The sequence below is a fragment of the Arcticibacter eurypsychrophilus genome, from assembly GCF_001730525.1.
Lineage (GTDB): Bacteria > Bacteroidota > Bacteroidia > Sphingobacteriales > Sphingobacteriaceae > Arcticibacter > Arcticibacter eurypsychrophilus.
Window position 1 is genome coordinate 65,077 of sequence record NZ_MDFN01000025.1, and the last position, 14,538, is coordinate 79,614.

Annotated in this window: 10 protein-coding genes; 4 read left to right on the forward strand and 6 right to left on the reverse strand. The window is 40.0% G+C overall.

The features are described 5' to 3' along the window. Positions 1-7: 7 nt before the first annotated feature. From BFL47_RS14075 to BFL47_RS14100, 6 genes are all read right to left on the reverse strand, one after another. Complete coding sequence (locus tag BFL47_RS14075) at positions 8-940, reverse strand: RraA family protein (RefSeq protein ID WP_069660438.1); 933 nt, start codon at positions 938-940, stop codon at positions 8-10. 46 nt (positions 941-986) lie between these two features. Continuing rightward, positions 987-2,537 (reverse strand): SusD/RagB family nutrient-binding outer membrane lipoprotein, encoded by a 1,551-nt coding sequence (locus BFL47_RS14080; RefSeq protein WP_069660447.1) that lies wholly within the window; start codon positions 2,535-2,537, stop codon positions 987-989. A gap of 19 nt (positions 2,538-2,556) precedes the next feature. Further along, the gene (locus BFL47_RS14085; RefSeq protein ID WP_211480972.1) at positions 2,557-5,952 is read right to left on the reverse strand and encodes a SusC/RagA family TonB-linked outer membrane protein; all 3,396 of its coding nucleotides are present in this window, start codon (positions 5,950-5,952) and stop codon (positions 2,557-2,559) included. Positions 5,953-6,216: 264 nt separating this feature from the next. Further along, positions 6,217-7,479, reverse strand: a complete 1,263-nt coding sequence (locus tag BFL47_RS14090; protein ID WP_069660439.1) for a FecR family protein — start codon at positions 7,477-7,479, stop codon at positions 6,217-6,219. Between the two features lie 86 nt (positions 7,480-7,565). Continuing rightward, on the reverse strand, positions 7,566-8,153 hold the full coding sequence (locus tag BFL47_RS14095; protein ID WP_069660440.1) for an RNA polymerase sigma factor: 588 nt from the start codon (positions 8,151-8,153) through the stop codon (positions 7,566-7,568). A gap of 524 nt (positions 8,154-8,677) precedes the next feature. After that, positions 8,678-10,855, reverse strand: a complete 2,178-nt coding sequence (locus tag BFL47_RS14100) for a TonB-dependent receptor (RefSeq protein ID WP_069660449.1) — start codon at positions 10,853-10,855, stop codon at positions 8,678-8,680. Between the two features lie 560 nt (positions 10,856-11,415). Between BFL47_RS14100 and BFL47_RS14110 the strand changes: the two genes are divergently transcribed. The 4 genes from BFL47_RS14110 (at position 11,416) to BFL47_RS14125 (ending at position 14,511) form a co-directional block, all read left to right on the forward strand. Next, positions 11,416-11,724: a helix-turn-helix domain-containing protein gene (locus BFL47_RS14110; RefSeq protein ID WP_069660442.1), complete on the forward strand. Its 309-nt coding sequence runs from the start codon at positions 11,416-11,418 to the stop codon at positions 11,722-11,724. Next, complete coding sequence (locus BFL47_RS14115; protein ID WP_069660443.1) at positions 11,721-12,953, forward strand: type II toxin-antitoxin system HipA family toxin; 1,233 nt, start codon at positions 11,721-11,723, stop codon at positions 12,951-12,953. The genes BFL47_RS14110 and BFL47_RS14115 overlap by 4 nt, the downstream gene beginning before the upstream one ends. A gap of 311 nt (positions 12,954-13,264) precedes the next feature. Further along, positions 13,265-13,774 carry a sugar O-acetyltransferase gene (locus BFL47_RS14120; RefSeq protein ID WP_083257191.1) on the forward strand — a complete coding sequence of 170 codons (510 nt, stop codon included), beginning with the start codon at positions 13,265-13,267 and terminating at the stop codon, positions 13,772-13,774. Positions 13,775-14,016: 242 nt separating this feature from the next. Further along, complete coding sequence (locus tag BFL47_RS14125; RefSeq protein WP_069660444.1) at positions 14,017-14,511, forward strand: DUF6252 family protein; 495 nt, start codon at positions 14,017-14,019, stop codon at positions 14,509-14,511. Positions 14,512-14,538 lie beyond the last annotated feature (27 nt).

Genomic DNA, 14,538 nt, shown 5'->3' on the forward strand with positions numbered 1-14,538 from the left:
AATTAGGTTAGTAGTTACGCGATTTCATATATTCATCCAATTCCTTTTTAGTCATAGGCAATTTTCCCGGATATTGATTTAGCCAGTTTAAAAAGTCCTTTTTAATCTCTTCGGACCAATCGCTGTCAATCTGTCCCGCCAGATACTTTTTCTCCCTTAACCGCTGATGCCCAAATTCATCACGCAACGCGGTAACTTCCGATGTAATCACAAGATCCTCTGCCAATGCAGCCGGAATAAAGATCGTTCCGTATTTATTAGCGAGCACCACATCTCCCGGCAAAACAGTTGCCCTGCCAATCCGGATAGGAGCATTAATGGTCGTTAGCATCATTTGTTGGATATAGGAGGGATCCTGTCCCTTAATCCATCCATTAAAACCCTTAATCTCCGTTAACCCTTCCTGATCCCTCACCGAGCCATAAAAGATTACCCCTCTCTGCGATTTGGCATAAATAGCATTACCTAAATTATCGCCTATTAAAGTGCCATCAGCAATCTTACCGTACCCATCTGCTACATAAACATCTCCATTAGTCAGCACATCAATAGGCCAGGAATTAGTGCCCCCCTTTTGAGCACGATTCTCTGCTTTACCCTGATCGCCAACCGATTTAATTAAATCTGGTCGCGAAGGCATATATTGAGCCGTAACCACCCTGCCGGTCATCACACTATCCTCCCTGATTACTATCCAGTTACCTTCATATTGATTTTGGTACCCCTTATTCCTTAAAACACCCCATGCCTCCTCCATAGAGATATTCTTGAGGCGATTTAAGATCGCATCAGAGACTTTCGGTCTACCATCCGCAGAGCGCTCTCCTTTCCAGTCTGCAGTTAATGTTTTAATATATTCCGGAGAAGAGCCCACACGTTGCGCTTTTACAAAAACACAAGGGAGAAAAAATAAAATAAGGAATGCTGCTTTTCTATTCATAATTATATTGATATGTTTATATTCCAATTTTTACTCATCACAGATTTTACTTGTCCCAGAAAATCCGTACACCCAGGTTATCTCCACCCATCCTGGATGATGCCTCATTTACATTGGCCGTATTAACCGACTTTTCCCTCAGCGGATAAGTAAGCCGATGAACAAAGCCCCCTGCATCACCTGCATCAACCGCAGGATCCTCCCCGGGAAAATTAATGGGCGACAACTGTGGATACCTACTTCTGCGGAAGTTAGCCCAAGCCTCTGCCCAATTGCGAAAAGAAGCAACCCAATATTGTTCGTTAATTTGCTCCAAAGCACGGCTGATATTAAAAGCTACCTCAGGTTCAACCAGGTAAGCCGATTGTTGCTCAAGTGAAATCTGAACACCCGACCCGTATAAGGCAGTCTGGGTCATATGCCCCCTAATTCCCGCCTCGTAATACTCTTTTGCCGACCCAACATTAATATATCCTCTTTGAAATGCCTCCGCTAAGAGCAATTGTGTTTGCGCACAAGTGGCAATAAATTCAGGTGCATCTATTCTAAAAACCGTCGCCCGGTTATATTGCGAATATTTAAAAGCAGAACCAATCTTACCTGGAAAACCGGGAGCATTCGCTAAGGAATTCTCATCATAACCATAAGGCATTCCCAGCTGATCTGCAAGAGTCGTATTGGCCACTCCTGAAGTGGCTAAAGGATTTGCAGGGTTTTCATATTTTACAGCGATATAAGGAAGACGCGGGTCGTTACTACTTTTAAGGAAATCTATAAAAGGTTTACCGACATAATAGTTGGCACGTTCGCTTCCTAACAGCGCACTGGATGTCGCATTGGTAAAAGTTGCATTAAACTGAATAAAGGCATTGTCGGTATTCGATGTCATGATGCCTCCACGAGCAGGATCAAATGCCTTGGCTACAGTAACTCTTGCCTTTGCCTCATCAATCCGGGTATAGCGCATGCCGGCACGCAACAAGAGTGAGTTGCCTAGTTTTTTCCATTGAGCAATGTCTCCCTTATAAAACAAATCGCTGCCTACAACATCTTTACCGGAAGCCAGGGCATCAGTGGCCTCCTGATATTCTTTAATAATATCATCATAGATCACTTTCTGGTCATCATACTTTGGGAGATAAGTACTTTCAAGAAACCCTTTCCCTGCCTCAGAATAGGGCACATCTCCATAAGTATCCACCAGAATCTGGTAACAATAGCTACGCAGGATCCTGGACATATTGTACAGATTGGTCCTATCCGGGTTATCTTTAAGCTTCGTGATAATGTCCGTTAAATCCCGGAGAGGAACGGTATATAGCGTATTGAAAGTTGGATTTGAGTTCACCTCATTCACCGTATTCCGATTGCCTCCTTCCAATACCCCACCATAAGGCGTGATGATTTGCTGAACAATCTCTCCCTGGTAATGATAGCTAGGGATAACTAAAGCCTGCTGCGCATTGGAAAACTGATAAATAGGATCAAGCGTTAATGGCAGTGTAGGGTTTGTATTTATTTCTTCGAAATCCTTATCACAACTGCTCAGGCCTATCAGCAATACAGACAGAGCTGAAAGTATATAGTTAATTTTCATAATGTTAATAATTAGCAGGTTAGAACTTAACATTTAAATTTAATCCGTAACTCCGCGTGGTAGGCAGAGCAAGCGACTCCAGACCACTCAACAGATCGGATGTGGAGTATTGCGTTTCAGGGTCCAGATTATCCACATGCTTTTTGATAATCAGCACATTGTTAACAAAGCCATTGAGGGTTATACTCTTGATAAACGTTTTATTGACAAACCGCGAGAAATCATATCCCAATGAAACCGTACGCCAGCGAATAAAACTAGCATCATAAACAAATGGTGTGGCTATACTTTTACCCCTGTAATCCGAATAAAATGCTTCCGCTGGCACAGCCGTTGTATTGGCATTACCATCCGCATTTACACCCTCAAAAACAACACCTCCTTCTCTTCCAACCAAAGAAGCCTTATGTAGACCTTCCCGCATAAAGTTGAAGTTAGAATTCGAAATCAATTTATGACCCGCTTTAAAATCAACCTGAGTAAATAGCCGAAGTCCTTTATAGTTGACCGTATTCAACCAACCACCTATATGTTTCGGAACAGCACTCCCATAAGTGATAATATCACCCGCTAGAAACCGACCGTTAGCCATAAGGACCCTTCCCTGATCATCCCGCTTGTAGTCAACCCCTCTTAAAGAGCCCATTGCCTTGCCCACTTCCTGTGATACAAAGCCAATATATTCTCCGGTTCCTACATCAATCCGCTGCTGGTTATTAGCCAACTGCAGCACCTTACTCTCGTTATAGGTGTAGTTAAAAGTACTTTCCCATCTGATATTCCGGGAACGAACAGGTACCAGAGTTAATAAAGCCTCCACACCCTGATTCCTTAATTTTCCCACGTTTACTTTCGTTTGTCCAAAACCGGATGCATTAGATATGTCTACATTTAGTATTTCATCTACCGTATTCTTACGATATGCAGCAAAGTCAATGCTGACCCTGCGATCAAAAAGACTCATCTCTATTCCCAGTTCAGTTTCTTTAACCTTCAATGGCTTAAGATCAGGATTAGGACTTACCGTACCAGATATTGTACCCAAGGCAACCCCATTAAACGGATTGGCATTCAATGAATAAAAAAGCGCATTGGTATAAGGATCTGTATCACCACCTACTTCAGCATAAGCTGCCCGAATTTTACCATAAGTCAACCACGACGGCAATGATTCACCCAGAGCCTGACTAAATACAAAGCTGGAACTCACTGATGGATACAGGTAATTGTTTGATTTAGGATTTAATGTAGAGAACCAATCATTACGGCCGGTTACATTTAAAAACAGGTAATCATTATAGGAGAATTCTACTGTTCCATATAATGAATTTACTTTCTTTCTGTAGTAAGCATAGTTAGGTTCCTTAATCTGACCATTGCCTATGGTATACAGATCGCGAACGTAAAAATTAGTCACAGAAGTACTAAGTGTTTCCCCATGCTGATCCATGGAGTTTCCGCCCACGTTGGCATCAATTCCAAAAACACCTATTTTTTTGTTGAACCCTATCAGGAAATCAACATTGCGTTCCCGGAAAGTCTCCGCATCCTGATAAAAATTACCATTAAACCCTGTTGCTGCAGCCGGCAGAAAAGAAGTACCGGTAGGGCGGTTTACATTATGCGTAACGGAGAAATAATCCTGTCCTACACGACCCTGCGCATATAGCCAGGGTGTAAACTGGTAACGCAGCAAAACATTCCCAAAGAGACGGTCCCGCTTATGATTTTCATAGCGTTCATTGATCGTCCAATACGGATTAGTACGGTTCGTAAAACGCGACGGACTGATTTCATTACCCGTAACCGGATCTTTATATGCAGCTTCAAGCCAGCGTGGATCGATACTATTGGCCAACGTATATATAGTTTGATTGACATTAAAGTCCTGTTGCGCCACAACCGGCGGATTTATATTTTCTTCATTGGAATAGTTTGCATTGACCTGCGTAGAAAGCTTTTTCCCTAATTTATAATTCAACCCCAGGCTAAGCACCTTTTTATTGTATTCAGATTTTTCAATCAGTCCATTTGCATCGGTATTAGCATAGGAGAGGCGAAAACTACCATTGTCATTCCCACCTGAAAGTGCTACCGAGTTTGTCGCTGTAGTAGCAGTTTGATAAAAAGCCTTTACCCGATCTTTAAAAGGCGAATAAGGCTTTTGTGTACCATCAACTTGCCATACGGGCTCATTGTCGAACTTGGTACCAAAACTCCACATTCCTGTTCGGCGTGCATCAGCAAGACTCGTATTTCTGATTCCATTTTCACCCTGTCCGTATTCATACTGAAAATCAGTAAAGTCAAGTGCCTGATCTGCCTGAAAATTAGAATTTAGTTCAACACCAATTCCTACTTGCCCGCGGCCAGACTTGGTTACAATTATAATTGCACCATCCTTAGCCCGAAACCCATATAATGCCGCTGCTGCAGCACCCTTTAAAACCGTCATCGACTCGATATCATCGGGATTTATACTTTGCAGACCATCACCTGAATCTGAGTTCCCTTCCCCGGCAAAGTTTTCTTTATTGCCATTGGCACCGCCCCCGGCTTCATTATTTATCGGTACCCCATTTACAACGATCAGCGGTGAATTTTCACCACCAAAAGAAGACTGACCACGGATCCTAATCTTAGAAGAGCCACCAGGACCAGTTGGAGGAGCTGCCACATTGAGTCCTGCCACTTTCCCGATTAAACTATTGCCGACATTAGTCGTCCTTGCATCCGTTAACTGTTTAGTATCAACTGAAGTGGCCGCATAACCAAGACTCTTCGACTGTCTTTTTATACCCAAAGCGGTAACAACCACTTCACTTAAGGCTTTAGCCTCCTCCTTCAATATCACGTTAACAGTAGTCTGGTTATTAACCGGAACCTCTTGACGTATAAATCCTATATAAGAAAAAATCAGGGTGCTATTATTGGGAGCATTGATTGAGTATCGGCCCTGAAGATTAGTCGTTGTGCCTATTGAACTTCCTTTAAGAATAATGCTAACACCTGCAAGCGTTACCCCTTTAACATCTACGACCTGCCCCTGCACACTCGTCTGTACAGAAACCGAACTCTGCTCATTGACCTGTATCTTCTTTTTTATAACAATTGTATTTTGAAAGATTTTAAAAGTTAAGGGCTGATTCTTAAAACATTGATTTAATGCTTCTTCAACCGACACCATTCCTACATCAATACTGATCATTCCTGCAGCCAGAATATCCTCCTTATGATATAGAAAGTGATACCCGGTTTGTTTTTCTATTAATTGAAACACTTCTTCAACAGTTGCGTTTTTCTTATGAAGCGTGACCATCTGGCTAAATGTTTTGGCATTTACATCCAGATGGATAACCAGTAAAAAGGCAAGGATTAGCTTCATAGCCAGTAAAATTTTAGAATTAAAATTCATAGCTTTGTTTGATTTGGGCGAAACATGATTCAATTGGTTGTTGAATATTAATAAGAAACCTGAAACTTCACCGGGAATGCTCATACATTTCCCGGTTTTTTTATGGCATCAGTTTTCAATACGGTTTTGTTCTTTAATCTAAATTAGGCAGCAAATAGCTGTTTAACACCCCGCAGATCTGCGGAATCAAGTATTCTTTCTTTCATGGTGGTATTGTTTAGATGTATAATTGGTTAATTTCTATCTCATAGATTTTAGCTCATTTTAATTCATGATGACTACATTTTTCCCTTCAATCTTAAATTTTACCCCCGTATATTTAAGCATATTTAAAAATTCTGAGGCTTGGACATTTCTGGAAATCTTACCCGTAATATGCCTCCCTGCGATTGGCCCTTCATAACTAACATTCAAATCATACCAATGCATGGCCTGCTGCATTACTTCTTTTATATCCGCCTCATTAAATTGAAAAAGTCCGTTTTTCCATGCAACTGCTGACTCTACATCAACCATCCGAACCACCTTCATATCCGAATTTTTATTGACAATAGCCTGCTCTCCAGGTTTAAGTACAGTTGAGGTATTAGTATCCGATATTTTAACAGCACCTTCCAACAACGTTGTTTTCATTGCACTTCCTTCTCCATAAGCACTGATGTTAAAATGTGTTCCCAGTACTTCAACCTTAGCAAGTCTTGATTTGACCACAAAAGGCATCTTCGCACTCTTTGCCACTTCAAAATATGCTTCACCTATTAACTCCACCTCACGGGTCTTTCCTGCAAATGCAGCAGGAAACAATAGAGAAGAAGCTGCATTTAACCAAACTTTAGTTCCATCGGGAAGCAAAACCTCGTATTGCCCACCTTTGGGAGTACTAATTGTATTTAATCGGGAATGACGACCATCAAGGGTACTATGCTCATCGTCAGTAAGGATAATATTCGTTAAGCTAAGATATTCGAGTTGCCTCTCTTTTGTTTTGCGAAATCTAAAGTCCTTTGTCTTGATCAAAGTTCCGATTCCAGCAGTATCAAGAATAATAACCTTACCACTTGCCAAGGTTAATATCGCTTGATTCTTTTTAGAAAGAATATTCTTTAAAGCTGGCTGATGCTTTTGTACGCCTAATTTAAGTCGCTCAGGTTGAATCTTTAAGAAATGCAAGCCAAGACTGACAAAAAGTAAAATAGCAGCAGCAGCTGATAACCTTTTAGGGGATAAAGCCCATTTCCTCATAAAGGCCCATTTCCTCTTTTCATTGTCTAAAGCTATTTCCCCTCCTAAGTCGCCTCCTTCAGCTTCATTAAGTAAAATTTGATTAAGTATTTCCCTGCTCTTATGCGGTTTGAACAAAGGTTCCTCCACCTGCAAATGATCCCATTCTTTATGCATAAGAGATAAAACCTCATCATCAGTACTGACCTGTAACAAATGAAACAATTCCTCTATCTCTTGCCTGGTAGCTGTCTTTCTATAATAACTCCTGAAAAGATAGGTCAGCCTGAAATTTGATGAAAGCATAGCACATTTGATAATTGGTTAATCCTCCTTTTGTAACGAACTTATTATAAAGACACCCGACCTATTAAAAAAGGGGCTAAAGAATATTAAATATTTTTTAGCATAATCAGCAAAAAAACTAACTTCTCCAGATTAGTATGTACATAAGCAGTGATCGAGGTAGTTGCTATTTGTAGATATTTTTTAACAGTCTCACCCGAAATATTGAGCCTTTGTCCTATCTCCGCATATTTCAGTCGCTCATGACGACTAAGCAAATAAACTTTTTGTTGCTGCGGAGGCAATTTATCTATTGCCTCGTCCAATAAATTGTAGTATATATTGGTCTCCTCTTCCCTTGATTTCAATACGTTATTGAAATTATTCTCCCATCCCTTTTTCTTCAATTGCTCCCTGGCTATTTTTCTTAAGCAATTTAAAGTATGGTTTTTAGACATGACAAATAAATAAGCTTTAAAATTGTCTACACCAGCTAATGCTTCACGACTCATCCATATTTTAAGAAATACATCCTGAACAATATCTTCAGCCAAATCAACCGAATCGGTAATACGATAAACATAAACACCTAATTGCTGATGATACTTTGAAAATAGTTGACGGAATGCATGTTCATTACCTACTGTCACTTTTAATAGCAGATCTTGATCAGAGTAAAGGAACAAATCAGACATAAGGAAATAATTGGTTAGGTTAAACTAAGGAAAAATTTAAACAAAAACAAATTGTTAAAAATCATAAGTATCTCAACGTGTGCAATTTTATCACAAGGAAAAGAATGGATATGTTCTAAGAGCTATAAAACCTAGTGGAGAATATACGCATAATGGAATGCACCCTTATGACATTGCAATATCGTATCAAATAGTATTATCTCACCATCAAGCCATGAACATAGAGCTTTCAAGGGATTTAAGAAGCAAACAGGCAAGAAGCAACAAGTAATCTATGTTTTGCCAATTGAGAACGCTAAAGAGGTAAACAGCCGAATGGAAAAAGCTGGGTTTATAAGTACTGTAGAAGAAAATGCGAGAAGGTTCGGTATTGAATATAAGCAATATACTTATGAAGAGATTGATAGAATGAATTAAACTACATCATCTAACACCCATTTTCGAATGGCATTTATAATTACGATCAGCAATGAGCCCCATTGAATGGGCAATAATTACATTCGGGATATTAAAGGTTGTCTTTTTTATAGTCGAAATTTTAAACCACCATTAACCACAAAGCCATCTAAAGGCGCATAAATGTCTCTAAAAATGGGGTTGCTAATACTGCCTGTATAAATGGTATCAAACTTTGTCTGACGGGTATCGGTAATATTTTCGAAGTTAAGAAACACGGAAAACCGCTCCCATATTTTTTCTGCCATCAGCCCTGCTGTCCAGTAACTTTTGCCTGTTGCTCCGTCATTCAGCCTTTGCGAACCAAAGTAGTAAGCCTCTGCACCAATCTTCCATTTATCCTCTACCTCATACATCAACACATTGTTAAGCCGGCGGCGAGATACTAAAGGATAAGCAGTATTAACACCATTCGTGTGTTGCGTTACATCTGCAAGCGTATATCCCATAAATAATTTAAAATCACCGTAGGTTACCTTCACATTTGTTTCCATACCCTTGGTATTCAAATTACCTAGGGGCTGCTGATATTGCAAATCACCACTGGCAATTGTGGTAAGCAGGATAGGTTCATCTATTCGGGTATAAAAAAACAGATGGTTAATACTTAATCCTACCTGACCATCAAACATAGAAGTACGGTAGTTTATATCATTATTGGCGCCATATGACCGCTCTGCCTTTGTGTTCGCTACATCTAAAGGCAGCACATTACGGAACTGAATGCGTTCTGCATCTTCAGTAAATACAGTAGGCGCTTTATAGCCGAAGCCACCGCCAAGCCGAGTAGAAAAGTGTTCATTAATCTTCCATAAGCTTGATATTCTAGGCAGAAATAGAAAGCCATAATCATTATGGTAGTCACCCCTTATGCCTGTTTCCAAAGTAACTTTCGGGCTTATGTTCAAGGTGTTTTGTACAAAGCCACCGATGGTGTTATAGGTATAGCTTCGTAAAGGGAAGGTATTGTTCCTCTCCTCACCAAAATGATCAGTCAAAAAATTTAACCCTGCTACCCAGTCTGCTTTCTCTCCGTTTCGAGTATAGTTGGCCTCAGTATAAGAGGCTATCTGTATCCCCGAAAAACGATAATCTGGCAAAGTAATGGTACGGTCAAAGTAGCTTACACTATTTTTAAATGTAAGCTTCTCTTTATCGTTTAGTTTATGATCAAGTTGTACCTGGCTGCTGTACCTGCCCGTTTTGTTCTGTTCAAAATAAGAATGCTGAGTATTTCCCAGGCCTTCGATGTAGTCCAAATCACCACCAATACGGTTTTCAACCGTAGCATTGATTCCCACATTTAGCGTGGTACGCTCATTCAAATACACCCATAGTTTTGGATTCAGTGTATAGCGGTTAAATCTGGGGATGGCTGTTAAACCAACGCTTGATGGTTCATAAGGCGAGCCATGATTATAGGCTGCATAAATTGTAGTCCCTACCTTGTTAAACTTTTCGCCATAGAACATACTAACATCAAGCCCTTTTGCTGATGTGCCATTTAGTAAAAAGTCTAATTGCCGTTCATCGGTCGGTGTTTTAGAAACCAGGTTAACCAATCCTGCAATGGCCCCACCCCCATACAAGGTTGAAGAAGACCCTTTAATAACCTCCACCTGCTTTAAGTCCAGGGGCGCTACCTGCAACAAGCCCAAGCCTCCCGAAAAGCCAGAGTATAAAGGAAAACCGTCACGTATGATCTGCGTGTACTTACCGTCAAGCCCCTGAATACGAATAGTTGCGTTACCACTAGTTGCTGATGTTTGCTGAGTTTGTATACCTGTACTCTCGGCGAGAAGCATGCGGATATCTCCTGGCTTCATGCTAGCCTTTTCTCCTAATTCCTCGCCTGATATTACCTCCACGCGAGTAGGGATATTGGTTATAGTTCGGCTGCTCCTAGTGGAGGCAACCACGACCTGCTCTAGTTCTTCACCTTCAGCCTCTTCTAGCAAAACGACTATTGGCTGTGCATTAACCAGGGGAAATGTAAGGTTGTCTACTTGAGAAGTATATCCTACGTATCGATATTCAATGGAATGAGTGCCGTCGGGAATATTAGAGAATGTGACTTGACCCTGTGCATTGGTAGACAATGCTTTATTAAGGTCAGTTATGATTACCGTAGCACCAATTAAGGGCTCTTTGGATTCTGTGTTTTTTAGAATTATGGTAAGGTTATTTTGGGCAAAGGCAGTAATAGAACATGCCATTGCAACAAAAAGCAATAAAAATCTTTTCATTGAATATGAATTAATATTTTCCCTTAAGGGCATTAATAAATTATGTTTAAACAGGGTTTTGGGTAAACTGGGGGGGTTGCCACACAGAAGGACTAATCTGGGTTGGAGTGCCTGAGTTAATAGTAATAATAAAAACACCTTTTATGAGCTCATGAATTAGCACAAGAGGCGGTTGCTGTGGAAGTACTATGGAAAATGGACACCTGGCGCAATGACAAAAGGGGCTGCAAACGTTTTTATTAGGATTGTCTTTGCCAGCCTTACTTGCTTCTACTTTGGTGTTGCTATTTATGATATCCTTGTCTTTACAGGGGTCAATCCCCGTAAAAATCATTAAGATAGTTATAAAAATAGCAAATAGCTTCATCGGGTGCAAATATAACAATCAGGGCACATTTTATGTTAAAATAATGCAATACTATTTAAGTAATCGTCATTATCTGGTATGATGAGCCGGTTCGGAAATAGTTGCGGAAAAAATATCCTTTTTATAATTCAAATGACTAACTTAGTGATACTATAGTATTAGTACTAGATATAATACAAAGATTACTACTACAATGATATCACTTATATCTCTATCAAAAGCTCAGTTAAAAATAGCTGATAGTATCCGAGCCAGACGACTATCCATGGAGTTAACCCAGGAAGGTTTGGCAGAACGCTCAGGGGTGCCCCTTGCAACGCTGCGCAAATTTGAGCAGAAAGGTTCAATTTCCATAGGATCGTTTTTGAAGCTCCTGATGGTTACTGGTGGCATAGAAGAAATAATCGAGGTATTGAAACCATCAAAGCCTAATTTTACGTCAATAGATGAGGTATTGAAAAATACAGATACTATATCCAGAAAAAGAGGGCGTAAGAAATGACACAACCAATTACAGAATTAAGGGTTGGCTTAGACTTTGGTTCAGATATTCAGGCTGTAGGGCGGCTGGCCATACGCGACCACATTATGTATTTTGAATATGCCAATGCATTCATTCAAAAGGGCATGGAAATATCTCCATTCCGCTTGCCATTGCAAAGAGGCGTTATTGAATTACCTCAACGTCCGTTTGAAGGGCTCTCAGGTGTTTTCAGCGATAGTTTGCCCGATGGTTGGGGGCGATTGCTTTTTGACCGGCTGCTAAGATCGCAAGGTATCTTGCCTCCCAGCCAATCTCCGTTGGATCGCCTGGCGCATGTCGGCTTATCTGGTATGGGGGCATTGGTTTATGAACCCGATAACAGCCCTTCAGATAGCCAGGAATTTATAGACCTCGATAATCTGGCCTCACAGACAGAAGAAGTATTACAAGGTAGCTCGGAAGAAATCATCAAAGAGTTATTGGCGTTGAACGGATCATCTGCAGGTGCTCGTCCGAAAGCTCTTGTTGCCGTAACTCATAACCGTAAGCAGATCACCTATGGCGCAAAGAAACTTAACGAAGGATTAGAACCCTGGCTGGTCAAATTTTCAAATTCACTGGACGGTGTTGATGCCGGTGCAGTTGAGTATGTCTATGCTTTAATGGCAAAGGACGCAGGCGTAATAATGCCAGAAGTACACTTATTCTCATCACACAAGGGCGCTGGTTATTTTGGCGTAAAACGATTTGACAGAGATGGTAATAAACGGTTGCATATGCATACTGCAAGTGGCTTATTGCATAGCGATTTTAGAACGCCATCCCTGGATTATGAAGATTTACTCAATCTAACTGCTGCTCTAACCAAGGATATTCGTGAAGTCGAAAAAATGTATCGTCTCGCTGTTTTCAATGTATTAGCACATAACCGAGATGATCACGCTAAAAATTTCAGTTTTCTTATGGATGAAAACGGCGAATGGAAGTTAGCCCCCGGGTATGATCTTACTTTTTCAAGTGGCCCGAGCGGAGAACAAAGCACAATGGTCATGGGTGAAGGCAGAAATCCTAAAACCAGCCATTTAGTGAAACTTGGACAGGGATCAAAGTTAAACAGTAAGCTGATAGATGAAATTATTGACCAAACAAAAAGTTCTTTAGCACATTGGACAAGTCTGGCGCAAAAGCATAATATTACAAAGACCAATATTAAACTTATTACAAACGCTATCAACGGTAGTAAATGATCAGGTACACCTCCTTAACCTATATCAGATAATGAGGGTTTAATGGGAATGTAACTTTTATCCTAACTGGTCATTTAGGGCGGTTTGAGATAATTACTAATTATTGAAAATTGTTGATTAAAGCAGGTAACTTAGTACATAAATATCACTACCCGAGAATATATAATATTGGATTTAACAAAATTTGGAAATATTGTAATTTGGGAATGATACAGCAACATTTAAGCAGCTTGCGAGCTGAGGTGCGATTTTAAGATACATGAAAATTAATCAGCGCCGGCTTTGTTATTTTTGTCTTTTATCAATTGCATATGAAAACTGAAATTCAGAAGTGTCTCGACGGCGAAATTTTCAATACATCGGATCCCGAGATACAAGACATGATTAAACGGGCCCGCGACATAACTAAAGAATATAATTATCTGGCAAGTACAGATACCATAAGAAAGGAAGCGCTATTAACAGAACTATTTGGAAGTATAGGCAAGAACGTTTCAATTGACACCCCGTTTTACTGTGATTATGGACGGCATATAACAATTGGCGACAACGTGATCATAAATATAAACTGTACCTTCGTTGACTGTAACAGAATCGATATTGGAAACAACGTATTGATTGCCTCAAATGTCCAGATCTATATCGCTACGCATCCTGTTGAGACGAATGAACGGCTTATTGAAAACTGGACGGAAGCTGATAGCACTCCTTTTTTTCGTACATACGCACTTTCGGTTAAAATTGAGGATAACGTGTGGATCGGAGGAGGAGTGATTATTTTACCTGGAGTAACTATCGGGAAGAACTCTGGGGTAAATTAAAGAAAAGTACAAAAAACGCCACGACTTCGCTGTAGGGTTTTTATGTGCCTAATTTTGCTATACAACCAAACGGTGCTCAACTTGTACGAGTCGAGCACCGTTTGGTTATCTGTTTTTTAAAACAAAGTATCATTTAATTTTACCATTTAATAAAATAACCGAGAATTAAAAAATTAATTTACATAACCTGAAAAGTATCAGGAACTTTACATACATTTAATCATTCTTATTCGCAGATATTCATGACCAAATTATATATCGCACTTTTTGCTTGCTTAACACTATACCTTGCCTGTAAGAAATCAAACAACGAACCAGACTCGGGATTTAAGTGCAAGGTAAACGGCAAAACGTGGAGACCTTATAATGACGATTTCAAATCCCGGGAAGCGGAAATTCATTTGCAACATAACGGCGAAGATATTTTCATACAGGCTACAAATTCACGCTCCCGTGAAGCTGTTGGTGTAGGAATTTATACTCCGGGAAAACGCATACTCCCGGGTAAGTACACTCTGGATAGTAAAACGGGTCGTAGGGGATTTTATGATAAAAACGCTACTCACGAGTCTTTTTATACACAAAGTGGCTATGAAGGGGTATTAGAAATATTAAAAATAGATACCATAAAATCACGCATTAGTGGCACTTTTTATTTTAAGGCTTATGATGAAACTTCAAAATTGTCGGTAGATGTTACCAAAGGAGAATTTAATCTTACATATTTTAGGTTTTAACATACCAATATGTTTGTTTTTTAGCAA

What these genes read in the sequence shown, in the direction of transcription:
- BFL47_RS14075 (WP_069660438.1), bottom strand. Translation starts at nt 940, where the DNA reads ATGAATAGAAAAGCAGCATTCCTTATTTTATTTTTTCTCCCTTGTGTT.
- BFL47_RS14080 (WP_069660447.1), bottom strand. Translation starts at nt 2,537, where the DNA reads ATGAAAATTAACTATATACTTTCAGCTCTGTCTGTATTGCTGATAGGC.
- BFL47_RS14085 (WP_211480972.1), bottom strand. Translation starts at nt 5,952, where the DNA reads ATGAATTTTAATTCTAAAATTTTACTGGCTATGAAGCTAATCCTTGCC.
- BFL47_RS14090 (WP_069660439.1), bottom strand. Translation starts at nt 7,479, where the DNA reads ATGCTTTCATCAAATTTCAGGCTGACCTATCTTTTCAGGAGTTATTAT.
- BFL47_RS14095 (WP_069660440.1), bottom strand. Translation starts at nt 8,153, where the DNA reads ATGTCTGATTTGTTCCTTTACTCTGATCAAGATCTGCTATTAAAAGTG.
- BFL47_RS14100 (WP_069660449.1), bottom strand. Translation starts at nt 10,855, where the DNA reads ATGAAAAGATTTTTATTGCTTTTTGTTGCAATGGCATGTTCTATTACT.
- BFL47_RS14110 (WP_069660442.1), top strand. Translation starts at nt 11,416, where the DNA reads ATGATATCACTTATATCTCTATCAAAAGCTCAGTTAAAAATAGCTGAT.
- BFL47_RS14115 (WP_069660443.1), top strand. Translation starts at nt 11,721, where the DNA reads ATGACACAACCAATTACAGAATTAAGGGTTGGCTTAGACTTTGGTTCA.
- BFL47_RS14120 (WP_083257191.1), top strand. Translation starts at nt 13,265, where the DNA reads ATGAAAACTGAAATTCAGAAGTGTCTCGACGGCGAAATTTTCAATACA.
- BFL47_RS14125 (WP_069660444.1), top strand. Translation starts at nt 14,017, where the DNA reads ATGACCAAATTATATATCGCACTTTTTGCTTGCTTAACACTATACCTT.